Origin of the sequence: Microbacterium sp. ARD32 (genome assembly GCF_031844385.1) — a bacterium.
GTDB lineage: Bacteria > Actinomycetota > Actinomycetes > Actinomycetales > Microbacteriaceae > Microbacterium.
In genome coordinates, this window is sequence record NZ_JAUZVD010000001.1 from 126393 (window position 1) to 150994 (window position 24602).

The window sequence follows — 24602 nt, forward strand, 5'->3', positions numbered from 1 at the left end:
TCGGGCGATCGACCGCGCGCGATAAACTCGTGAGCGGCGCGCGCTGCGCGCGCACAGGGGGGACTCAGCAGTATGAGGATGCTGTCTTGGATGCGGGCGCGCCCGAAGGCGATCGCGGCCGGCGCCGGAGTCGCGATCGGCGCGGTGGTGCTCACCGGCATGGCGGTCGCCTACGACGGCCTCCCCACGGCGAAGGTCGACCTGAACGACGCGGGCGTGTGGCTGACGAAGACCTCCAGCCTGCTCGTGGGCCATTTCAACCACGAGTCCACCGTGCTCGACGGCGGGCTGCGCACCGCCGGTGAGAGCTACGACATCCTGCAGGATCAGTCCTCGGTCCTCATCGTCGACAGCGGCAGCAACACGATCGCCCCGGTCGATCCGGCCCGCGTCTCGCTGGCCGGCTCCGTCAAGCTCGCCGGCGAATCCCAAGTCGCGCTGGGCGCATCCACCGTCGCCGTCATGGAGAACTCGTCGGGCCGGCTCTGGGTGATGGCGTTCAGCGCACTGAGCGGGTTCGATCCGCGCAGCACCGAGCCCGTCGTCACGCTGGGAGAGAACTCGGCGGTCACGGTGGGCGCAGACGGCGCCGTGTACGGGGTGGCCGGGGCCAAGGGCCAGATCGTGACGATCGAGACGGATGCCCAGGGCGCGCCGGCCGGCCGGTCGACGACCGAGATCGGGAAGGTCGACAAGCACAAGCGCCCGACGATCACCGCGGTCGGCTCCGTGCCGGTGGTGCTCGACGGATCCGGCACCGTGCTCGCTCCCGACGGAGTGCGCTCCGAGATCACCACCGACGGGTCCGCGGTGCTGCAGCAGGTGTCGGCGCAGACGGATGCCGTCACCGTCGCCACCGCCGACTCGCTCGTGCGCGTGCCGCTGGACGGCGGTGAGCCGACCCGTCAGTCGGTGCCGGGCAGCGGCGCTCCGGCGGCGCCTGTCTTTCTGCAGGGCTGCACGTACGGCGCCTGGGCGGGCTCGGCGCGCTTCATCCGCGACTGCGCCGGCGAGCGCGCCGACGTGGCCGAGAAGATCCCAGGGGCCAAGAGCCGCAAGCACCTGACGTTCCGCGTCAACCGCGACGTGATCGTGCTCAACGACATCGTCAGCGGCGCGGCCTGGCTGGCGGACGAGAGCATGCAGCGCGTGGATGACTGGACCGTCCTCACCCCGCCCAAGGGCGAGACCGAGGACGAGGACGAGCGGACCACCGAGGAGACGGTGGAGACGACTCTGCCCAAGCGCGGTGAGAAGAACACCCCTCCCACCGCCGAGGACGATCCGGGCCTGGGCGTGCGCCCCGGCGCGACCACCATGCTGCCCGTGCTGGACAACGACAACGACCCGGACGGCGACGTGCTGGTGGCCTCGCTGGTCGGTGCGCAGCCGTCGGTCGGGGTGGTGCAGCCGGTGCTCGACGGCGCGGCGCTGCAGATCGCCGTGCCGGAGGATGCCCGCGGTTCGGCATCCTTCCGGTATCAGGCCGACGACGGCCGCAGCGGAACCGACACCGCCCGGGTGCGCGTGTCCGTGCACGAGTGGAGCGTCAACGCCGCCCCGAAGTCCAAGCGACCCACCCGGCTCGCCGTCGAATCCGGCGGCACGATCTCGTACAACGTGCTGCCGGACTGGATCGATCCCGACGGCGACGACATCTACCTGCGCGAGGTGGTCGCGGCTCCCGGCGACGAGGTCGAGTTCACCACCGGCGGTCAGATCACCTACCGCGCCCTGGGCAGCCTGCAGGGCCGCAAGGAGGTGCAGGTCACGGTGTCCGACGGGCTGGGCGAGACGGCCACCGGCATCATCCGGCTCGACGTGCAGCCGGCGGGCTCGACGCTGCCGAAGACCAACGCCGATCACGTGGTGACCCGTCCCGGCGTCTCGGTCACGGTCTCGCCCCTCACCAACGACGCCAGCTCCGGCCGGGAGCAGCTGCGGCTGGCGGGCGTCGACCCCGTAGCCGGTGCGAGCATCGACTCGGACTTCCCCAACAAGCAGTTCACGTTCACGGCGCAGAAGTCCGGCGTCTACTACGTGCAGTACCTGGTCGCCGCCGGCCCCAACGCGGTGCCCGGCCTGGTGCGGGTGGACGTGCTCGACACCGCCGACAGCGACCTGCCGCCGGTGGCCGTGCGCGATGTCGCGCTGCTGCCCGCCGGTGGCGAGGTGCTGCTCGACCCGCTGGCGAACGACTCCGATCCCGCCGGCGGGGTGCTGGTGCTGCAGTCCGCGAGCCTGGACGATTCCGCGCGCGGCGTCTCGGTGTCGGTGCTGGAGCATCAGACCCTGCGCATCGGCGACCAGGGCGGGATGAACGGCCCGACCCGCATCGAGTACCGCATCTCCAACGGCACGCGCTCCGCAGTGGGCGAGGTCGTGGTGCTGCCGATCCCCGCACCCGAGCGGGTGCTCGCGCCCGTGGCGCTGGACGATCAGGCCGTGGTGCGCGCAGGCGACGTGGTGACGATCCCCGTGCTGGCCAACGACTCCCACCCCAGCGGCGACGCGATCCACGTCGTGCCCGAGCTGGTCGAACCGCTGGTCGACCCCGCCGACGGCGAGATCTTCGTCTCGCAGGACACCGTGCGCTTCCGCGCCGGTGACGAGCCGAAGACGGTGAGCGCCACCTATGAGATCGTCGACTCGATGGGCCAGAAGGCGGCCGCGTACATTCGCATCCAGATCGTGCCCGTCGACAGGAAGACGAACGCGGCCCCCACCCCGCGCGACCTCACCGTGCGCACGCTCAGCGGCGCCACGCAGCGGATCGCGATCCCGCTGGACGGCCTCGACCAAGACGGCGACTCCGTCGAACTGCTCGGGCTGGGCAGCAGCCCGCTCAAGGGCCGGGTCGCTGAGACCGGGCAGGACTTCCTCAGCTATGAGGCCTTCGAGGATTCGACCGGCGTGGACACCTTCACCTACCGGGTGCGCGACCGTCTCGGGCGCGAGGGCATCGGCACGATCCGGGTCGGGATCGCCCCACGTGAGAAGGTGAACCAGGCGCCATACGCGGTGAAGGACTCCGTGGTCGTGCGTCCGGATCGCGAGGTGGCGGTGCCGGTGCTCGCGAACGACTCCGACCCCGAGGGCGGCAAGATCGTGCTCGTCAAGGACGGCATCTCCCAGCCGGATGTCGACGGGGTGAAGGCGCGCGCCCTGGGCGATCGGGTGCTGGTGCGGGTGCCCGATCGCGAGTTCGAGACCTCGGTGCGCTACACGATCGTCGATGAGCTGGGCGCCACGGCATCCGCCGCGATCGCGGTGACGGTCGACCCGGATGTGCCGCTGAAGGCGCCGATCGCGCGCGACGACCGCGTGCTGGTCACCGATGTCAAGGACACCGCCACGGTCGACGTCGACGTGCTCGCCAACGACGAGGACCCCGACGGCACGACCCAGGCGCTGAGCCTGGATGTCGGCGCCGGGGGCACGCTGCGTCCGGACGAAACAGTGCGGGTGACCGTCGGCGAGAAGGCGCACATCGTGCGATACACGATCACGGATCGCGACGAGAAGCAGGCATCCGCGTTCATCTTCGTGCCCGCGCTGGCCGACATGCGCCCCATCCTGACGAGCGTCGAGCCCGTGGTGGTGAAGAGCGGCGAGACGAAGGTGCTGCCGCTGGCCGACTACGTGACGGTGTTCGGCGGGGGCCGCGCGATCATCACCGAGACCGCGAAGGCGAAGGCCCCGCACAGCAATGGCGACAACCTCGTCAAGGACGAGAACACGCTGGTCTACACGCCGGCCGACGGATACTTCGGCAAGGACTCCCTCACCTTCGAGGTGACCGATGGCGACCGGGTCGACGACCCGAAGGGGCGCAAGGCCACCCTCACCATACCGATCACGGTGCTCCCGCCTGAGAACCAGCCGCCCGCCTTCACGGATGCCGAGCTGTCCGTCGCTCCCGGCGAGAAGGCGACCACGCTCGACCTGGCGGCACTCGCCTCCGACCCCGATCCCGACGACGAGGTCTCGTTCCGTCTCACCGGCGGCTCGGGCAACGGCATCACCGCGCGCGTGGAGGGCACGACGCTCAGCGTCGAGGCGGCGAAGGACGTACCCAAGGGCACGACGGCGAACCTCGTGCTCAGCGTCACCGACGGCACCGCCGACCCGATCCAGGGCCGCGTCACGGTGACGGTCACGGCATCCACCCGCGACCTCCCGATCGCCACCGACGACGTGCGCGACGAGGTCGACCAGGGCGAGCCGATCACGATCGACGTGCTCGAGAACGACATCAACCCGTTCCCGGACACGCCGCTCTCGGTGATCTCGGCGTCACCCGAGACCGGCCGCGGCGAGGTGGTGCTCGACGGCGATCAGGTCACGATCACCCCCGACCCGGATTTCGTCGGGATGCTGGTGGCGCGCTACCGCATCCAGGATGCGACCGGCGACCCCGATCGGGCGGCGGAGGGCCGCATCCGCCTCACGGTGCAGGGCGTGCCCGACGCGCCGGGAACGCCGACGGTGACCAGCGTCACCGACCGGCAGGTGGTGCTCTCGTGGGGGTCGCCGGTGAACAACGGCGCCGAGATCACGAAGTACACGGTGCGCGCGGTGCAGGGCGGCGCGTACTCAAAGGAGTGCGAGTCCACCACCTGCACGCTCGACAAGCTCACCAACGACGTCGAGTACGTGTTCCAGGTGACCGCGACCAACCGCGTCGGCGAATCGGAACCGTCGCCCTCCAGCGAGGTGGCGCGGCCGGACACCCGCCCCGACACGCCCAGCGCACCGACCCTCGCGTTCGGGGACCACGAGCTGAAGGTGGACTGGACCGCGCCCAGCAGCTCCGGCTCGCCCGTCGAGTCGTACACGCTCGAGATCAGTCCCGCACCGCCCTCGGGGGCGACGCAGCTGACCGGCATCACCGGCACCAGCACCGTCTGGAAGGGCCTGGAGAACGGGCGCGAGTACCAGGTGCGCATCCAGGCCCACAACCGGGCGCCGCAGCCGTCGGAGTGGAGCCTGTACTCCCGCGGCGAGACGCCGGCCGGTCCGCCGAAGGCGCCCGCGCAGCCGACGACCGCCGAGCTGGATCCTGTCGGATCCAAGGCGCAGATGAAGGTGAGCTGGGTCGCGCCCGACGACAACGGGGCGGCGATCTCGGGCTACGAGCTGAACATCATGCGCGGGGGCGCGGTGGTCGGCGAGCCGATCATGGTCGCTGCCGGTGTGACGAGCCAGGCCGTGCAGGTCGACCCGTCCGAGACCGGCTACACCTTCCGCGTGCGGGCGATGAACAAGGCGCCGAAGCCGGGCGATTGGAGTCGGCCGTCCGCGGAGCGCCGCGGTGTGCTCGCCCCGGGCGCGCCCACCGGGGTGCGGGCCACGCCGGGCGACAACACGGTGACCGTCGCGTTCGCCCCCGGTCCGCTCAACGGCGCGAAGTCCGGCGAGGTGAGCTACGAGTACCGCATCGGCGAGAACGGCACCTGGAACGCCATGCCCGGCGACAAGGTGATCCGCAGCGGCGTGGCGAACAACAGCACGTACTACATCTATGTGCGCGGTGTGGCCAGGGTCGCGGGCACCTCCACCAAGGCCGGAGCAGTGTCGGCCGGTTCGAATGCGGCCAAGCCCTTCGGCGCGCCGAACACACCGAGCCTCTCCGCCAGCGTCAGCGGGCAGGAGATCACCTGGCACATCGGTGCGACCACGCGCAACGGCCGGGACGTGACGGTGAGCTGGGCCGACAACCGCGGGCACTCCGGAACCGTCGGCACCGGCGGCGGAAACGTGCCGTTGAGCTACGGCTGGAGCACGCCGGTGTCCTTCACCGTGACCGTCACCGACAAGCCGAACTCCGACCAGCCCGCCGCGCCGCAGACGCGCACTGTGACGGCCAACAGCGGCACGGGGGCCAAGCCTCTGCCTGAGGTCTGGGTTTCGAGGGGCGGTCGGATGAACGGCACCTGCAACTACGTGCGCGTGGCGACATCAGCCGATTTCCCTGGGGGAAAGTACCTTGTCACAGTCTGGAAGAACGGCGTGTTCTCCGCGAACAACGAGGGAAATTCTCAGTCGATTGCCGCAGGCGCATCGACGGATCTCAAGTCGTGGATCTGCGATGGCGAAGCAGGGAAGACTGTGACGGTGAGCTTCGACGGCGTGAGTGCCAACATCCACTCCACGACGTGGTGATGGCACAGGCTGGGGCACTTCTGCCCATGTCGCCGCCTGGGCAGCGGAATATCGCTCTGCGTACAATGACACGGACGCATGAAGGAGCGCCGAGGGGGGAATTCGCCGTCATGAAGGCACTGTCGTGGATGCGCGCGCGCCCGAAGACCCTCGCGGCGACGGCGGGCGTGGTCATCGGCAGCGTGGCCCTCACCGGCATGGCACTCGCCTACGACGGACTGCCCACGGCGAAGGTCGACCTGAACGACGCGGGCGTGTGGCTCACCAAGTCGTCCAAACTGCTCGTCGGTCACTTCAACCACGCGTCGACCGTGCTCGACGGGGGCCTGCGCACCAGCAGCGATGACTACGACATCCTGCAGGACGGCGGAACGGTGCTGGTGGTCGATCGCGGCAGCTCGACGCTCACCGCCGTCGATCCCGCCAACGTCGCGCTCACCGACAGCGCGACGATCCCCGGCAGCGCCGAGGTCGCGCTCGGCAACCGCACGGCGGCTGTGCTCGACGCCGCCTCCGGCGATCTCTGGGTGGTGGGCACCTCGTCGCTCTCCGGCCTCGACATCAAGGGCGGCAAGCCTCTGATCGAACTCGGCAAGAACGCCGATGTCGCTGTCGGCCAGGACGGCACGGTCTACGCCGTCTCGCCGGAGGGCGGCGATCTGGTCACCATCCCGGTCGACGAGCAGGGCGAGGCGCTCGAGCCGAGCACGTCGGCGCTCGACGGCGTCAAGGACGCCGAGCAGCCCGAGATCACCGTCGTCGGAGACGTGCCGGTCGTGCTGGTTCCCTCCAGTGGTGCTGTGCTGACCGGAGGGCACCGCACCGAGATCGAGAATGCGAAGGATGCCGTGCTGCAGCAGGCATCCGCCTCCTCCGACGCCGTGGCGGTCGCGACGCCGTCGGCGCTGGTGCGGGTGCCGCTGGACGGCGCCGACCCGACGGTCAGCGACCTCGGGTCGGAGGGCGTGCCCGCCGCTCCGGTGTTCCTGCAGGGGTGCACGTACGGGGCGTGGGGCGGGTCGGCCCGGTTCCTGCGTGACTGTGCGGGGGAGCGGGACGACGTCGATGCGAAGATCCCGGGTGGCAAGCGCAGCAAGCATCTGACGTTCCGGGTGAATCGCGACGTGATCGTGCTGAACGACATCATCGGCGGGGAGGCGTGGCTGGCCGATGAGAGCCTGCAGCGGGTGGATGACTGGAGCATCCTGACTCCGCCGGAGGGCGACACGGAGGACACGGACGAGTCCACGGAGGAGACGGTGGAGACGTCTCTGCCGGATCGCAAGAAGGAGAACACACCTCCTGAGGCGGCGAACGATCGGCTGGGTGTGCGCCCGGGTGGGACGACGCTGCTGCCGGTGCTGGACAACGACAACGACTCCGACGGCGACGTGCTGGTGGCCTCGCTGGTGGGCGAGCAGCCCTCGATCGGGCAGGTGCAGCCGATTCTGAACGGCGCCGCGCTGCAGATCATGGCACCCGAGGACGCGTCCGGCCGGGCGGTGTTCACGTATCAGGTGGATGACGGGCGCGAGAACGGCACCGACACGGCGAAGGTCACCGCGACGGTGTACGACTGGGACACCAACTCGTCGCCCAAGCAGAAGCGCCGCACCAAGACCAAGCTGTCGGTGGAGTCCGGCGGCACCCTCGCGTACAACGTGCTGCAGGACTGGATCGACCCCGAGGGCGACGATCTGTACCTGAAGGGCGTCGAGGCGGCGGATGGCGATGAGGTGGAGTTCACCACCGACGGGCAGATGACCTACCGCGCGGTCGGCAGCCTGCAGGGCCGCAAAGAGGTCGGCGTCGTCGTCGCCGATTCCCTGGGCGAGCTCACCAACGGCACGATCCTGCTCGATGTGAAGCCCGCCGGCACCACCGCGCCGGTCACCAACGCCGACCACATCGTCACCCGCGTCGGCGAGACGGCGACGGTCGCGCCCCTGGCCAACGACACCAGCTCCGGCCGCGATGAGCTGCGGCTCAGCCGGGTGGAGCCGCTGGACGGCACCACGATCCGGCCGGACTACGCCAAGAAGCAGTTCACCTTCCGGGCGAACGCCCCTGGCGTCTACTACGTGCAGTACCAGGCGTCATCGGGTCAGGCCGATGCCAAGGGCATCGTGCGCGTCGACGTGATGGACGAGCAGGACTCCGAGCTGCCGCCGGTGGCGGTGCGCGATGTGGCGCTGCTGCCCAGCGGCAAGGAGGCGCTGGTGGGCGTGCTCGCCAACGACTCCGACCCCGCCGGCGGCGTGCTGGTCGTGCAGTCGGTGTCGGTGCCGCCGCACAGCGGCGTGGCGGTGTCGATCCTGAACCACGAGATGCTGCGGATCAGCGACCAGGGCGCACTGGACGAGCCGGTGAAGATCACGTACCGCATCTCGAACGGCAGCAAGTCCGCCGAGGGCGATGTGACCGTGGTGCCGATCCCCGCACCCTCCAAGCTCTCGCCTCCCGTCACGCACGACGACGAGGCCGTGGTGCGCGCGGGCGATGTGGTGACCATCCCCGTGCTCGACAACGACGTGCACCCCAACGGCGACGCGATGCACGTCGCCCCGAAGCTCGTCGATCCGCTTCCGGACCCTGCCGAGGGCGAGGCCTTCGTCTCGCAGAACACCGTGCGGTTCAAGGCCGCCGACCAGCCCGGCACCGTGTACCTCACCTACGAGGCCGTCGACACGAGGGGGCAGAAGGCCGGCGGACACATCACCGTGCAGGTCCTGCCCGTCGACGCCGAGGTCAACGCGCCTCCGCATCCCGCCGACCTGACCGCGCGCACGCTGGCGGGCGCCAGCATCCGCATCCCGATCCCGCTGGACGACATCGACACCGACGGCGACTCGGTGGAGCTGCTCGGCCAGGACATCGCGCCGGTCAAGGGGCGGATCACCGAGACCGGCGGCGACTTCCTGGAGTACGAGGCCTTCGCCGACTCGCACGGCGTCGACAGCTTCACCTACCGGGTGCGCGACCGCCTGGGCGGCGAGGGCACGGCGACCATCCGGGTGGGCATCGCCCCGGCCGAGTCGATGAACCAGGCGCCGTTCGCCGTGAAGGACAGCGTGGTCGTGCGCCCCGGCCGCTCGGTGGCCGTGCCGGTGCTGGCGAACGACTCCGACCCCGAGGGCGATGAGATCCGGCTGGTCAAGGACGGCATCACAGCGGCGGACGAGTCCGGCGTCACCGGCAAGGTCTCCGGAGACCGCGTGATCGTGCGCGTGCCCGACCGCGAGCTCGAGGCGTCGCTGCAGTACACGATCCGCGATGCGAAGGGATCCGAGGCATCCGCCCCGATCCTGGTCACGGTCGACGAGGACGTGCCGCTGATGGCGCCGATCGCCCGGGACGACCGGCTGCGCGTGGAGGATCTGAAGGACTCGCTGACCGCCGACCTGGACATCCTCGCCAACGACGAGGATCCCGACGGCACCGCCGCCGCGCTCGAGGTGCGGATCGAGGGCGGCGCGAAGCTGATCGACGGCCACAAGGCGCGGATCACCGTGACCGAGAAGCGCCAGCTGATCCGGTACACCATCACCGACCAGGATGAGCAGTCCGCGTCGGCCTTCATCTTCGTCCCGTCGCTGAGCGAGCTGCGCCCCACCCTGCGCTCCACCAAGCCCGTGGAGGTCAAGAGCGGCGAGACCAAGCAGCTGCCGCTGGCCGACTACGTCACCGTCGTCGGCGGCGGCTCCGTGCGCCTGACGGAGGCCGCGAAGGTCAGCGCGGGCCACGACAACGGCGACTCGCTGATCAAGGACAAGACCACGCTGGTGTACACGCCGAAGAAGGGATACTCCGGCAAGGACTCGCTGAGCTTCGAGGTGACCGACGGCAAGACCGTCGAGGACCCGAAGGGCCGCAAGAGCACCCTGTCGATCCCGATCACGGTGCTGCCGCCCGAGAACCAGCCGCCGGAGTTCATCGACGGCCAGCTGGACGTCGCTCCCGGCGAGGATGCAACCTCGCTCGACCTGGCGGCGCTGACCACAGACCCCGACAAGGGCGACGCCGACAAGCTCCGCTATCGCATCACGAAGGGCCCCGGCGACGGACTGAACGCCCGGCTCGACGGCAGCACGCTGCTGGTCGACGCCTCGAGGACCACTCCCAAGGGCACGACGGCCTCGGTCGTGCTGAGCATCACCGACGGCACGACCGACCCGATCGAGGGAAGAGTCGCCGTCACCGTCACCGCCTCGACCCGCGAGCTGCCGGTCGCGAGCCCCGACACCGTTGACGAGGCCGATCAGGGCGAGACGATCACCGTGCCGGTGCTGAAGAACGACATCAACCCGTTCAAGGCCGACGGCGAGCCGCTGAAGCTGCTCTCCGCGGTGCCGGAGAGCGGAGACGGCCAGGCCGAGGTCGACGGGGACCAGGTGAAGATCACCTCCGGCGCGGACTTCGTCGGCGTGCTCGTGGTGCGGTATCGCGTGCAGGATGCGACGAAGGATCCGGATCGTGAGGTGGACGGCCGGGTGACCGTGACCGTGCAGGGCGTTCCGGATGCCCCGGGCGTGCCGCGCGTGACGACGGTGGAGGACCGCACGGTGGTGCTGAACTGGTCGGCGCCATCGAACAACGGCGCCGAGATCGACCACTACACGGTCACGTCGGTGGGCGGGCGGCCGTACTCCAAGACCTGCGCCACGACCACCTGCACGCTGGAGGGTCTGGTCAACAACGTCGAGTACACGTTCGAGGTGACCGCCCACAACCGGGTGGGGGACGGGCCCGCCTCGGCGCTGTCCGAACCCGCGCGTCCCGACGTCAAGCCCGAGACCCCGCTGCCGCCCAAGCTCGTGTTCGGCGACAAGGCGCTGAAGGTGAGCTGGGAGACGCCGCAGTCCAACGGATCGCCCGTGGAGTCGTACACGCTGCAGATCTCACCCGCACCGCTGAGCGGACCGTCGGAGCGCACCGGCGTGACCGGCAACACGCTCACCTGGGAGGGGCTGGAGAACGGCACGAGCTACCAGGTGCGGGTGCGCGCGCACAACAAGGCGCCCGACCCCTCGGGGTACAGCATGTGGTCGCTCGACGAGGTGCCGGCGGGGATCCCCGGAGAGGTCGCCGCGCCCACCGTGAACAGCGCCCCCTCCCTCGGCAGCGAGGCGCAGATGAGCGTCTCCTGGAACGACGCCGATCCCAATGGCGACGCGGTCAAGAACTACGACCTGCTGATCTACCGCGGCGGCACGCTGTTCAAGACGGTCAAGGCCGGGACGGCCACGTCGCAGACGGTGTCGGTGCCCACGAACGCGGCCGACTACACCTACGCGGTGCGGGCGACCAACAAGGCCGGCACCAGCGCCGCCAGCCCGCAGTCGACGCCGCGTCGCGCGTTCGGCACCCCGGGCGCCCCCTCGAACGTGAAGCTGAAGGAGGGTGACCGCACCATCACCATCACCTCCTACGACATGCCGGCCTCGGCGCTGAACGGCGCCAAGCCCGGCGAGATCCGCTACCAGTACCTGCTCAAGGGCTCGGGAAGCTGGACCGACTGGAACGGCAGCAGCGCCATCGCCGCGACGAACGGAACCTCGTACACGGTGCAGCTGCGCGCGTACTCCGTGATCGACGGGCAGCAGTCCCAGGCAGGGCCGGCCTCGGCCGCCTCGAACTCTGTGATCCCCTTCGGCGCACCCAAGGCGCCGACCGGCTCCGCGTCGAAGAAGGGGGACCAGCAGATCACTCTGGGCTGGAACTCGGGCGGCTCCGGCAACGGACGCCCGGTGACCACCTACATCAAGATCGACGGTGGCGGCTGGAAGAAGGTAGCTGGACCGAACGACAAGAAGAGCGGCACTGAGACCGTCGGCAACGGCTACAAGCAGACGCACAGCATTCAGGTCAAGGTGGTGGCGACCGAAGGCGGCGAGGCACTGTCACCGGTCTACAAGGCGACGACGAGCAACCCGCCACCGCCTCCGCCCGCCAAGGTCTGGGTGACGCAGGGCGACCCGAAGGGGAGCTGCGTCAACGGATGCCGTCAGTTCATCGTCAACTGGGAGAACCTCAACATCGGCACGAAGGACGTCATCTGCTATTCGAGCGCGGACGGCGCCATCGGAAACCCGCCGTACCGGTACTCGATCAACTTCGACGGCAAGGGGTCCAAGCAGATCGGCTGCTACAAGGGACGAGACGACGTCAACGTCTGGGTCGACATCCAGGGCTGGGGAGACAGCGTCGACACGACGAAGAAATTCTGGTCCCGCCCCTGACCCATTCAGGTTTCACCACTCGAGAAGAAGAGAACAGACATGAGTATGACCCCCGAACAGGCAGCCTGGTTCCAGAGCACGTTCCAGCGCCTGGTGGAGAACATCGACAAGGCGCTGCAGGGCAAGCCCGAGGTGGTCGGCCTGGTGCTCTCCGCCATGCTCGCCGAGGGCCACGTGCTGCTCGAAGACGCTCCTGGCACGGGGAAGACCAGCCTGGCCAAGGCGCTGGCCGCCACCGTGCAGGGCACGAGCTCCCGCATCCAGTTCACGCCCGACCTGCTGCCCTCCGACGTGACCGGTGTGACGATCTACGACCAGCAGGCGCACAAGTTCGAGTTCCACAAGGGGCCGATCTTCGCATCCATCGTCCTGGCCGACGAGATCAACCGCGCCTCGCCGAAGACCCAGTCCGCCCTGCTCGAGGTCATGGAGGAGTCGCGGGTGACCGTCGACGGCGTCACGCACGAGGCTGGCCGTCCGTTCCTGGTGATCGCGACCCAGAACCCCGTCGAGCAGGCCGGAACCTACAAGCTCCCCGAGGCGCAGCTGGACCGCTTCCTGGTGAAGACCTCGATCGGCTACCCCAGCCTGTCGGTCACCGAGAGCATCCTCGGCGGCGCCGCCCAGCGCAACCCCGCCGCCTCGCTGTCCGCGGTGATCACCACCGGTGCCGTCGCCGACATGGCAGACCTGGCCGCCACCGTGCACGTCGAGTCCGCCGTGCTGCGGTACGCCGCCGAGCTGGCCGAGGCCACCCGCACCGACGGCGCCATCAAGCTCGGCGTCTCGGTGCGCGGCGCGATCGCGATGATCCGCATCGCCAAGGTGTGGGCCGCAGCGCACGGCCGCCACTACGTGCTGCCCGACGACATCAAGGCGCTCGCCCGCCCGGTGTGGCAGCACCGGCTCATGCTGGATGCCGAGGCGGAGTTCGCCGGCACCACCGCCGACGCTGTCATCGCCCGCGTCCTCGAGTCCGTCGCCGCGCCGCAGGCGCGCACGAACGCCTGATGACCGCGGAGACGATCGCGGCGCCGGCACCGGTCGACCGCGAGGCAGGATGGCGCGACATCGTCGCTGTCATCGGCGCGCGCGTGCTCGCCCGGCTGCAGAGCATCGCGGCCGTCATCCGCCCCCTCGGCTGGACCGTGATGGCGCTCGCCGTCGCGGCGTGGATCACCGGGCAGCTCCTCGGCTGGCACGAGCTGATCGTCGCAGGGCTCGTGCTGGCCCTGGTGGCCGCGATCTGCGCGCTGTTCCTGATCGGCCGCACCGAGTACGACGTGTCGCTCGACCTGGCGCGCACCCGCGTGGTGGTCGGCGAACGCGCGGTCGGCGGCCTCACGCTGCTGAACCGCGGCGCGCGGGCGATCCTCCCCTCGCGCGTCGTGCTGCCGGTGGGCGGCGGACGCGGCGAGTTCTCCATTCAGCGCCTGGCCCCTGGTCAGGAGGCCGAGGAGCTGTTCGCGATCCCCACCCACCGCCGCGGCGTCGTGAAGGTCGGGCCGGTCAGCGTGGTGCGCGGCGACCCGCTCGGGCTGTTCGAGCGCGCCCACCGCCGCGACGAGCCGGTCGACCTGTACGTGCATCCGAAGACCACCCTGTTCGGCGGCCAGTCGCTCGGCTTCCTGCGCGACCTGGAGGGTCTGCCGGCATCCGACCTGTCCCGCGACGACGTCTCCTTCCACGCCCTGCTCGAGTACCAGCCGGGCGATGACCTGCGGCACGTGCACTGGCGCTCCACCGCGCGCACCGGCACCATGATGGTGCGTCAGTTCGAGGAGACCCGCCGGTCGCACTTCGTGATCGGCCTCACGCGCTCGCCGCGCGACTACCGCACCGACGACGAGTTCGAACTGGCGATCTCGGTCGCGGGCTCGATCGGCCTGCGCGCGCTGCGCGATTCGCAGAAGGTCGACGTGCGGGTGCAGGGCCGCGAACTGCCGGCCGGAACCGGCAAGCAGCTGCTCGACTCGCTGGCGATGGTCGATCACTCGCGCGGCCGCGACGGCGGGGTGCCGGAGCTGGCCGGCGTGCTGTCCGCGACCATGGCATCCGCCAGCGTCGTCGCCCTGGTCTGCGGTTCTGCGGTCTCCGGCGAGGACCTGCGACTGGCATGCTCGCGGATGCCGTTCGGCGCCCGCGTGATCGCCGTCGTGGTGCAGGGCGGCGTGGAGCAGCCCGCGCTGCGGCGCATCGCCGACGCCGACGTGGTCACCATCGGCGCCCTCGACCAGCTGCCGCTCGCCCTTCAGAAGGTGCTCGCATGACCTCCGTGCCGACTTCGACCGCGACGCCGCTGCCGCTGCGGCGCTGGATTCTGGATCTCTCCGCGACCGCGGTCCTCCTGCTGGTGGCGCTGATCGGCTTCTGGCCGAGCTTCGCCGGTCCGTCGTTCCTCGTCGCCGCTGTCGGCGGGATGCTGCTGGGCCTGGCCATCGCCGCAGTGTGCGCGCTGAAGCGCTGGGGCATCCTCATCGTCGCTGGCTTCACGATCGCCGCCTACTTCCTGTTCGGCGGAGCACTCGCCCTTCCCGGCACGACGCTGATCGGGGTGGTCCCCACGCTGGAGACGCTCCAGGGCCTCGCGCTCGGTGCCGTCACCGCGTGGAAGCAGCTGCTGACCACCGTCGCACCGGTCTCGCCCGCTGACGGCCACCTGGTGGTGGTGCTCATCGTGGCACTGGTCGCAAGCGCGACCACCGCTTCGCTGGCGCTGCGGCTGCGTCAGGTGTGGTGGGCGCTGATCCCCGCGGCATCCGCTCTGCTGCTCGTGATCGGACTCGGCGTGCCCGACCCTGCTTTCCCGCTGACGCAGGGCGTGATCTTCGCCGCTGTCGCCGTGGTGTGGATGTCGCTGCGCACCTGGTGGGCGCCGCAGAGCAGCGCGGTGGACGTGTCGGAGATCGATCCCGGTCGCGCCGCGCACATGCGCACCAGGCGGATGCTGAGCGGCGTCGCCGTGCTCGCGGTCGCCGGTCTCGCCGGCGCCGGCCTGGGTGCGATCGCGCAGCCGGGCGAGCCGCGCCACGTGTTCCGGGATGCCATCGTGCCGCCGTTCAACATCCGCGACTATCCCAGCCCGCTGCAGGCGTTCCGCAAGAACGTGCGCGACGAGGCGGACAAGACGCTGTTCACGGTGACCGGCCTGCCCGAGGGCGCCCGGGTGCGTCTGGCCGCGATGGACGACTGGGACGGCATCGTCTACAACGTCACCGACGGCGGCCCTGGCACCTCCAGCGCGTTCAGCCCGCTGCGCTCGAACATGGCCGCCGGAGCGGACGGGCAGAAGGCCACGCTGCGCTTCGACATCGGCGACTACAGCGGCGTCTGGGTGCCGGGCACGCAGGGCGAGGACCAGATCACGTTCGAGGGCTCCCGCGCCGAGCGGCTGCGCCGCAGCGGGTACCACAACACCGCCACCGGAACCACGGTGGTCACTGAGGGGCTGCAGAAGGGCGACACGTACACGGTCGACGCGGTGCTCCCGAAGATCCCCACGGACGAAGAGCTCGGCGACACCGCGATCGTGAAGATGAAGCTGCCCGAGCTGCACAACGTGCCCGAGGAGCTCAGCACCCTCGCCGCCGAGACCGTGACCGAGGCGAAGACCCCGATCGGGCAGGTGCGCGCCCTGCAGACGTACCTCTCCAAGAACGGTTTCTTCAGCCACGGACTCGGCTCGCAGGCGCACCTGTCCCGCGCCGGTCACACGGCCGAGCGCATCGCGACGCTGGTCGGCGGCGAGCAGATGATCGGCGACGACGAGCAGTACGCCGTGACCATGGCGCTGATGGCGCGCGAGATCGGCATCCCGGCGCGCGTGGTGATGGGCTATTACCCGAAGAAGGAGAGCGACTCGGGGGTGTTCAAGGCCACCGGCGACGACGTGCACGCGTGGGTGGAGGTGAACTTCACCGGCTACGGCTGGCTGCCGTTCGACCCGACGCCGCCCGAGGACCAGGAGCCGCAGGACCAGAACACCAAGCCGCGCGTCGACCCCAAGCCGCAGGTGCTGCAGCCGCCGCCCCCGCCGCAGGAGCCGGTCGACCTGCCGCCGACCGTGCCGGACGACCGCAAGCCCGAGGACGACGCGCCCAACATCCTGGGCATCATCGGGGTCATCCTCGCCATCGGCGGCATCTCGCTGCTGACGCTGCTGATCCTCAGCTCGCCGTTCATCGTGATCGGCGCGTGGAAGGCATCCCGCCGCCGCGCCCGCCGCAACGCGCAGCGCACGGCCGATCGGATCAGCGGCGGCTGGGACGAGCTCACCGACCGTGCGATCGACTACGGCGCGCGCCTGAGCCCCGGCGGCACGCGCTTCGAAGAGGCGGCCACCGTCTCGGCGGCGCTGTCGCTTCCCGCCGCGACCACGCTGGCAGACCGCGCCGATGATCAGGTGTTCGGGCCGGACGACCCGAGTCAGGGCGACGTCGACGCCTTCTGGGCCGAGGTCGACTCGCTGGTCGGCGGGCTGGGCAGACAGGCGGGTTTCTGGAAGCGCGTCAAGGCGCGCCTCAGCCTGCGCTCGCTCACCGGTCGCGGCCGGATCTCGGCGCGGATGCAGGAGCTGAAGGATGCCGCGACCGCGCGCGTTCGCCGTGAACCTGGCAACATCGACAGCAAGACCACGCGATCCGAGAGCGAGACCTCATGACGACGATGCTTCCGCCCGGTGACGTCGCGCCGATCGGGCGCAGGGCCGTCGCGTACCTGATCGACGCGGCCATCGGCTTCGCGATCGCGGTGGTCGTGCCGACGGTGATCATGATCGTCGTCGTCATGACCAGCCGCGACCTGATGGGCTCGCTGCTGGTCGCGAGCCCGGTCTTCGGCGTGCTCGGCATCGCGTGGGCGGTGGTCTACACGCTCATGCAGGCCGGTCGCGGATCGATCGGGATGCGCGCGCAGGGCATCCGGCTGGTGAAGGCGAACGACGGCTCGCCCCTCGGGTTCGGCCGGGCGCTGCTGCGCAATGTGATCTGGGGACTGGCCGCGTCGATCGTGGTCGGCTACTTCACGGTGCTCTTCGACGGCTCCGGGCGGTTCCAGGGCTGGCACGACAAGGTGGCCGGGGCGCTCATGCTCCAGGGCGCCGCGCCGGCGGCATCCGGTCGCACTCCGGCGCCGTCTGCCGCGGGCGCCGTCCCCACTGCCCCGACGCCCGCTCCCGCGTTCGGGGCTCCGGCTCAGGGCGCTCCGGCTCAGGGGGCTCCGGCTCAGGGTGCGCCCGGTGGTCCCGCGTTCGGGGTCCCGGCTCCGCAGGATGCGCCGGCGATCCCGCAGACGTCGATGCCCGGGTTCGCCCGGCCCGGCGGATTCGCTCCGCCGCCCGCGTCCGCGCCCCCGGCCGCCCCGGCCGAACCGGTGCACCCGGGTACCGCGGCGCAACAGCAGCCGGCGGACGACGAGTTCTCCGAGCACACGGTGCTCTCGCCGCCGATGCGCCGAGACCTGCCCGAGGATCCGCTGATCTCGTTCGTCCCGGGGGTGACCCAGGAGTCGGCGCCGATGGCATCCGCCCCGGAGCCCGCTGAGCCGGCCGCTCCGGCCCCGGTCGAGCCCGTCTCGGACCCGACGCCGCTGGACACCGTCGCGGCCCGGCTGGGCGGGCAGGCCGCGTCCGTGCCGTCGGTGGATGCCCCCGGCGCGCCGACGCCCCCGCCCTTCGTGCCCCCCGTCGCTTCCGAGCAGCCGGTCACGGCGCAGCACCCGCTCGTGCAGCCGGACGAGCACCCGCTCGTGCAGCCGGACGAGCCGGACGGGGAGCAGGATGACGACATCGAGTCGACGCGCATCAGCGTCCCGGGGCACCGCCTGGTGTTCACGTGGGACGACGGACAGCGCGCCACCGTGTCGGGCCGCACCGTCTTCGGCCGCAACCCCGAGGACGACGGCGCCGTGAACGTCGCGGTGCGCGACGAGACCCGTTCGCTGTCGAAGACCCATTTCGAGGCCGGCGCCGAGACGCGCGGCGGCTGGGTCATGGACCGCCGGTCGACGAACGGGACGGTGATCGTGCGCGACGGCGTGCGCATCGCCTGCCCGCCCGGACAGCGCGTGCCGATCCGCCTGGGCGACGCCCTCGAGATCGGCGACCGCATCGTCACGATCGGGGGTTACGTGTGACCGCGCCGGTGCTCACCTCCAGCGGATGCGCCACCGACGTCGGGGCGCGCCGCAAGCTCAACGAGGACTCGTACCTGGCATCGGCGCCGCTGTTCCTCGTGGCCGACGGGATGGGCGGGCACGACGCGGGCGAGATCGCGAGCGCCACCGTGATCGAGCACTTCTCGTCGCTGGTCGGACAGGATGCGCTGTCGATGGGGCAGGTGCGCGACGCGCTGGCATCCGCCCGGCAGGCCGTCGCCGCGATCAGCCAGCAGGGCGGCGCGGGCGCCGGCACCACGCTCAGCGGCGTGGCCGTGGCCACGGTCGACGGCCTCGGCTACTGGCTCGTGATCAACATCGGCGACTCGCGCACGTATCAGTTCGCGGGCGGCGCGCTCGAGCAGATCAGCGTCGACCACTCGTACGTGCAGGAGCTGATCGAAGAGGGCGAGATCACGCCCGAGCAAGCCAACATCGATCCGCGGCGCAACATCATCACCCGGGCGATCGGCGCGGGCAGCGTCGGCGACGCGGACTACTGGCTGTTCCCGGCCGAGCGGGGCGACCGGATGCTGGTGTGCTCCGACGGCCTGACCACCGAGCTGACCGACGAGCGGATCGCCGAAGTGCTGCGCAGCGAGTCCGATCCGCAGCGCGCCGCCGAGATCCTGACCGCCGAGGCGGTGCGCGCCGGCGGCCGCGACAACGTGACCGTGGTGATCGTCGACGCCGTGACCGTCGCCTCGGTGCGCGGCATCCACGTGCAGGCCGACGACGACGAAGAGCTTGCCGACACGCGCCCGCGCGCGGCGGCGGATGGAGGAATGCGATGAGTGACGTGATCTACCGCCCGGGCGACTGGCAGGTCGTGGTCGAGGAGTCGGGCATCGCCGCGCTTCCCGGCGATGCCGGCGCCGACAAGGTCGTCGCGCTCTCGGCGATGCTCCGCGACGGCGTTCCGGCGCTGACCGAGGTCATCGACGTGCTCTCCGGTGGCGCCATCACCGGTCTCGGCTCGTTCGCGGTCGCGCTGTTCGACGCCGGGGGCACCCGCTTCGCCGTGCGCGGCGCGGTGACGGTGAGCACCGGCTTCGAGGAGGGCTTCTCGGGCGAGGACATCACGACGTGGAGCGAGCGCTACATCGCCGGCGAGCCGCGCTTCGAGATCCGCATCGGCGACGCGGGAGACGGCGTCGAGTACCCGATCCGCTCGGGTGTGGTGCTCACCTCGGGCATCCGCGTGGGCGAGGCGTTCTCCGCGCCGGACGCCGTGCCCGAACCGGAGGCGCCGGTTGCGGTCGAGGGCGAGCCGGCGGACGCCGCCGAGGTCCCGGCCGAGGAGGCGCAGGGGGACGACGCCGAGGCGGATGCAGCGCCCGCGATCGACGCCGCGCCGGAGCCGGAGCCCGAAGCGGATGCCGAGCCGGAGCCGGAGCCCGAGCCGGAGCCCGAAGCGGATGCCGAGCCGGAGCCCGAGCCCGGGCCCGGGCCCGAGCCCGAGTCCGAGCCGGAAGCGGATGCCGAGCCGGAGCCCGAAGCGGATGCTGAGCCGGAGACCGAATCCGGCGACGCGCCGAGCGAGACCATCACTCCCGACGAGCTGCTGCTCGCGCGCTCCGCGAACGAGCCCGACGACGCGGCGGGCGAGCCCGACGTGAACCGGACGATCGCCCCCGATGAGCTGCCCTCGGCCGCCCCCCAGCAGGCGGGCGATGACGCCGATGCGGCGGCATCCGCTCCGCACGTGCCCGACGCGATGGGCGGCCTCGTGACGCCCGCACCCGTGGCGGCGCCGGCGGAGGACGACGACCTCGGCGACCATGACGGCGCCACCATCTCGGTGGCCGAGGCGCGACGACTGCGCGTTGCCGGGTCGTCGCCCGAGGCGCCCACCGAGGCGCTGCCGGTGATCGACGACATCCGCCCGCCCGCCGCCGGCGCGCGGATCCGGCTGTCCACCGGTCAGGTCGTCGACCTGGACCGCGCCGTCATCATCGGACGCAAGCCGCGCTCCACGCGCGCCAGCGGCAGCACCATGCCGCACCTGATCGCCGTGGACAGCCCGCAGTCCGACATCTCCCGCAACCACCTCGAGGTGCGCCCCGAGGGCGACTCCGTGGTGGTCGTCGACCTGCACACCACCAACGGCTCCACGCTGCTGCGCACCGGCTCCGACCCGGTGCGCCTGCATCCGGGCGAGCCCACGCTCGTGCTCGGCGGCGACGTCATCGACGTGGGCGACGGCGTCACGGTCGCCGTCGAGGGGGTCTGATGAGCCGCGCTCCGTCGCCGCCGCCCGAGCTGCCGGGGTTCGAGTACCTCCGGCCGCTCGGCACCGGCGGCTTCGCCGACGTGTTCCTCTACGAGCAGCAGCTGCCCAAGCGCGAGGTAGCAGTGAAGGTGCTGCTCGCCGATCGCCTGGCGGCGGGTGCCGCCGAGGAGTTCACCAACGAGGCGAACGTGATGGCCATGCTGTCCACGCATCCCGCCATCGTCACCATCTACCAGGCGGGCGTCGCCACCGACGGCCGCCCGTACATCGTGATGGAGTACTGCCCCAGGCCCAACCTGCAGGTGCGCACCCGCAAGGAGCCGTTCTCGGTCGCCGAGGCGCTGCGCGTGGGCGTGCAGGTCAGCGGAGCGGTGGAGACCGCGCACCGCGCCGGGGTGCTGCACCGCGACATCAAGCCCGCGAACATCCTGGTCACCGTCTACAACCGCCCGGCGCTGACCGACTTCGGCATCGCCTCGACCACCGGCGTCGACAGCGACGCCGCCGGCATGTCGATCCCGTGGTCGCCGCCGGAGTCGTTCGCCGAGAACCCGTCCACCGGCGTGCGCACCGACGTGTACGCCCTCGGCGCGACCGTGTTCACGCTGCTCGCCGGCCGCTCGCCGTTCGAGCGCAAGGGCGAGCGCAACTCCAGCGCCGACCTGATCGAGCGCATCGAGCGGATGGCCGTGCCGCGCATCGAGCGCGCCGACGTGCCCGAGAACCTGCAGGCCGTGCTGGCCAGGGCGATGGCCAAGCGCCCCGACGACCGGTACCCCAGTGCGGTGGCGTTCGCCCGTGCGCTGCAGAAGGTGCAGATCGAGCTGGCGCACTCGGTCACCCCCATCGACATCGTCGACGAGCATCCCTCGCACGACGAGCTGGAGGATGACGACGACGGCCTCACCCGGGTGCGTGAGGTGCGCTCGATCAACCCGGACACGCAGTCCGCCACGCGCCCGTCCGCCACCACGCTGCGCAAGCAGCCGAGTGAACCGGCCGGCGGGATGCCGCGGTTCGACAGCCCGGCTGCGGAAGAGCTCGATCAGACGCAGCGTCGCGCGCCGTCCGCGTCGTCCGCGCCCGGCCCGCAGACCGATGACGACGACGCACCCACCGTGCTGCGCGCCCCCCGGGTGGTCGCACCCGTCGCAGCGACGGCCGGGACGCCCGCCGGGGCGCAGCCGCTCCCCGAGCAGGCGCAGCCGCAGCATCCGGGGGAACCGGCCGCCGGCCGCCGGCGCGGTGGCATGCCGTGGTGGGGCTGGCTCATCGCGGCGGCGGGCGTGGTCGCCGTCGTGCTCGGCATCGTGCTCGCCAGCGCGTTCGCCGACGGCCTGAAGCCGGCCGCGCAGCAGACGACCGAGGCGCCGCCGCAGCCGAAGGACCCGATCGCGGGACTGGTGCCCGAGGTGACCGACCTGAAGGGCGCCGCCGACGACGGCGTCGTGACGTTCACCTGGAAGAACCCGGCGCCCGAGGACGGCGACGCGTACATCTGGTACGAGGTGACCCTGGACGGACAGGGCGATACGAACGCGACGGAGAAGACGAGCGTCACGCTGGACGGGACGCACACGGGGCGCACCTGCATCGAGGTGCTCATCAAGAGGGCTGACGGGCGATCCTCGCCCGAGCCGGTCAGGGGGTGCGTGGGCTGATGGAAATCACGGTGGAGTACGCGGGGGAGTACTTCTCCCTCGATCCCGGCGAGGCGTTCTGCGTCGGGCGTCAGGGCGACCTGGAGCTCGACGACAATCTGTTCCTGCATCGCAACTTCCTGGAGATCTCGAACACCGACGGCTTCTGGTGGCTGTCCAACGTGGGCGCCCGGCTCACCGCGACCGTCACCGACTCGTCCGGCGGCGTGAACGCGTGGCTGGCGCCGGGGGCGCGGCTGCCGATCGTGTTCGAGCAGACCACGGTCGTGTTCACCGCGGGACCGACGACCTACGAGTTCACGATCCACGCCAAGGGCCCGGCGTTCCGCATCGCTCCCCGCGAGGCGGCCGACGACGGCCAGTCGACCATCGGGCACGTGCCGCTCACTGAGAGCCAGAAGCTGCTCATCCTCGCGCTCGCCGAGCCGCTGCTGCGCCGCGAGGGCACCGGCACCAGCGAGATCCCCAGCTCGGCGCAGGCGGCCGAGCGGCTGGGGTGGACGAGCACGCGCTTCAACCGCAAGCTCGACAACGTGTGCGACAAGTTCGACCGGATCGGCGTGCAGGGCATGCGCGGCGGCCAGGGCAAGCTGGCGACCAACCGCAAAGCGCGCCTGGTCGAGCACGCCGTGTCGAGCAGGCTGGTCACCCGGGACGATCTGGCCCTGCTGGATGCCCCGGAGCAGACCCCGGAGGACGACGCCGACGCCTAGCGCGCAGACGCCGTCCGATCACCGGTCGCAGGAATGACGCGCGATAGTGTGAAGCGCGCGTGTTCAAGGAAAGCAGGGAACCATGCCGTCTCAGACGACAGCAGCCGCACCGTCGCAGCTCGTGCGCCTCTCGGTGCAGTGGGAGTCCGAGCGCATCGACGTCGGCGTGCCCGGCGGCGTACCTGTCGCCGAGGTGCTCCCGTCGCTGACGCGACGACTGCGGATGCTGGACAGTTCGTCGGCATCCGCCGGATTCCGGCTGGTGCGCGCCGAGGGCAGCCCGCTCGACCCCGACCGCACCCTCGCCGCGCAGAACGTGCACGACGGCGATTTCCTGGTGCTCGAGCAGGGGGCCACCGCGGCACTGCCCAAGCGCTACGACGACCTGGTCGAGGCCGTCGCCGACGTGGTCGAGGAGAACGCCCCGGCCTGGTCGGTGCAGAACACGGTGACCACGGCGACCGTGGTGGCATCCGTGCTGCTGCTGCTGGGCCTCGTCCCGGCGGTGTGGGCGTGGGTGGATGCCGGCACCGTCGTCACCGCCGCCGGCGCGGGCGCGGCAGCCGTCGTGCTGCTGATCTGCGCGCTGGTGATGGATCGCACCGGGGCGCCCCCGCAGGCGGCCATGGCCCTCGCACTGGTCTCGTCGGTGTACGCCGGAGTCGGCGGGTACACGGCGCTGCCCGGCGGGCCGGGCTGGGGCCTGCCGGTCGTGCTCGCCGCCGCCGGGATGCTGGTCTTCGGAATCGTCACCATGCTGGGCCTGCGCAGCCAGCGCGAGTACGGGCTCATCCCGGTCACCCTCGGTGGCATCCTCCTGGTCGTCGGCGCCGTGATCGAATGGCTCGGCGCGCCGGTCGCCTCGACGCTGGCGGCGGCCATGAGCCTGGCCGGCATCGCCGGTCTGGGCGCACCCTGGGTGGCGCTGGCCTCAGTGCCGCTGAGGGTGGTGTCCGCGCGTGACGACTCCGAGGTGTACGACGCCCCCGCGCACATCTCGCCGCAGCAGGTCGCGGCGCTGTACGTGCGAGCGCACCGGTACCAGGTCTCGCTGCGCATCGCGCTGTGCCTGATCGTGCTGGTCGCCATCGTGCCCGTGGTCGCCTCGGGCTTCTGGGGACTGCTGCTGAGCATCGTCACGCTGCTCGGCATGCTGCTGGGCACCAGGCAGGTCTACTCGCGGTTCGACATCGTGGTCGTCGTCGCCGGCGTGCTCACCGGGGCCTCGCTCGCCCTGGTCGCCGCGGTCATCGCGCACCCGACATGGATCGGGGGACTGGTCATCGGCCTGGCGGCGTCCGCCGCGTGCGTGATCGTGATCGTGCTGCTCAGCACCAGGGTGCGCATGGGGCTGACCCGGTTCGCCGACTTCGCGGAGTGGGCCACCATCGCCCTGCTGCTGCCCCTGGCCATCATCGCCGGAGGCTGGTTCTGATCC

General features: G+C 71.0%; 11 protein-coding genes. All 11 read left to right on the top strand.

Going from position 1 to position 24602, the window contains the following annotated elements; translation table 11 throughout:
- Positions 1 to 72: 72 nt before the first annotated feature.
- Entirely contained in the window at positions 73 to 6165 is a 6093-nt protein-coding gene (locus Q9R19_RS00575) for an Ig-like domain-containing protein (protein WP_311254413.1), read from the top strand.
- Positions 6166 to 6275: 110 nt separating this feature from the next.
- Complete coding sequence (locus Q9R19_RS00580) at positions 6276 to 12404, top strand: Ig-like domain-containing protein (RefSeq protein WP_311254414.1); 6129 nt, start codon at positions 6276 to 6278, stop codon at positions 12402 to 12404.
- 39 nt (positions 12405 to 12443) lie between these two features.
- A complete protein-coding gene (locus tag Q9R19_RS00585) occupies positions 12444 to 13415 on the top strand; it encodes a MoxR family ATPase (RefSeq protein WP_311254415.1) in 972 nt (323 codons plus the stop codon).
- Entirely contained in the window at positions 13415 to 14674 is a 1260-nt protein-coding gene (locus Q9R19_RS00590) for a DUF58 domain-containing protein (RefSeq protein WP_311254416.1), read from the top strand. The genes Q9R19_RS00585 and Q9R19_RS00590 overlap by 1 nt, the downstream gene beginning before the upstream one ends.
- A complete protein-coding gene (locus Q9R19_RS00595; protein ID WP_311254417.1) occupies positions 14671 to 17064 on the top strand; it encodes a transglutaminaseTgpA domain-containing protein in 2394 nt (797 codons plus the stop codon). Before Q9R19_RS00590 ends, Q9R19_RS00595 begins: the two co-directional genes overlap by 4 nt.
- The gene (locus Q9R19_RS00600) at positions 17061 to 18536 is read left to right on the top strand and encodes an RDD family protein (protein ID WP_311254418.1); all 1476 of its coding nucleotides are present in this window, start codon (positions 17061 to 17063) and stop codon (positions 18534 to 18536) included. Before Q9R19_RS00595 ends, Q9R19_RS00600 begins: the two co-directional genes overlap by 4 nt.
- Complete coding sequence (locus Q9R19_RS00605; protein ID WP_311254419.1) at positions 18533 to 19351, top strand: protein phosphatase 2C domain-containing protein; 819 nt, start codon at positions 18533 to 18535, stop codon at positions 19349 to 19351. The genes Q9R19_RS00600 and Q9R19_RS00605 overlap by 4 nt, the downstream gene beginning before the upstream one ends.
- Positions 19348 to 20790, top strand: coding sequence for an FHA domain-containing protein (locus Q9R19_RS00610; RefSeq protein ID WP_311254420.1), 1443 nt, complete (start codon positions 19348 to 19350; stop codon positions 20788 to 20790). Before Q9R19_RS00605 ends, Q9R19_RS00610 begins: the two co-directional genes overlap by 4 nt.
- On the top strand, positions 20790 to 22451 hold the full coding sequence (locus Q9R19_RS00615) for a protein kinase domain-containing protein (protein WP_311254421.1): 1662 nt from the start codon (positions 20790 to 20792) through the stop codon (positions 22449 to 22451). The genes Q9R19_RS00610 and Q9R19_RS00615 overlap by 1 nt, the downstream gene beginning before the upstream one ends.
- Positions 22448 to 23164 (top strand): hypothetical protein, encoded by a 717-nt coding sequence (locus Q9R19_RS00620; RefSeq protein ID WP_311255833.1) that lies wholly within the window; start codon positions 22448 to 22450, stop codon positions 23162 to 23164. Before Q9R19_RS00615 ends, Q9R19_RS00620 begins: the two co-directional genes overlap by 4 nt.
- 82 nt (positions 23165 to 23246) lie before the next feature.
- The gene (gene eccD / locus Q9R19_RS00625; protein ID WP_311254422.1) at positions 23247 to 24599 is read left to right on the top strand and encodes a type VII secretion integral membrane protein EccD; all 1353 of its coding nucleotides are present in this window, start codon (positions 23247 to 23249) and stop codon (positions 24597 to 24599) included.
- Positions 24600 to 24602: the final 3 nt, after the last annotated feature.

Excerpts from the sequence above, each read along its gene's own strand:
- Q9R19_RS00615 (WP_311254421.1), top strand. The coding sequence starts at position 20,790 with ATGAGCCGCGCTCCGTCGCCGCCGCCCGAGCTGCCGGGGTTCGAGTAC.
- Q9R19_RS00590 (WP_311254416.1), top strand. The coding sequence starts at position 13,415 with ATGACCGCGGAGACGATCGCGGCGCCGGCACCGGTCGACCGCGAGGCA.
- Q9R19_RS00600 (WP_311254418.1), top strand. The coding sequence starts at position 17,061 with ATGACGACGATGCTTCCGCCCGGTGACGTCGCGCCGATCGGGCGCAGG.
- Q9R19_RS00595 (WP_311254417.1), top strand. The coding sequence starts at position 14,671 with ATGACCTCCGTGCCGACTTCGACCGCGACGCCGCTGCCGCTGCGGCGC.
- eccD (WP_311254422.1), top strand. The coding sequence starts at position 23,247 with ATGCCGTCTCAGACGACAGCAGCCGCACCGTCGCAGCTCGTGCGCCTC.
- Q9R19_RS00585 (WP_311254415.1), top strand. The coding sequence starts at position 12,444 with ATGAGTATGACCCCCGAACAGGCAGCCTGGTTCCAGAGCACGTTCCAG.
- Q9R19_RS00575 (WP_311254413.1), top strand. The coding sequence starts at position 73 with ATGAGGATGCTGTCTTGGATGCGGGCGCGCCCGAAGGCGATCGCGGCC.
- Q9R19_RS00580 (WP_311254414.1), top strand. The coding sequence starts at position 6,276 with ATGAAGGCACTGTCGTGGATGCGCGCGCGCCCGAAGACCCTCGCGGCG.
- Q9R19_RS00610 (WP_311254420.1), top strand. The coding sequence starts at position 19,348 with ATGAGTGACGTGATCTACCGCCCGGGCGACTGGCAGGTCGTGGTCGAG.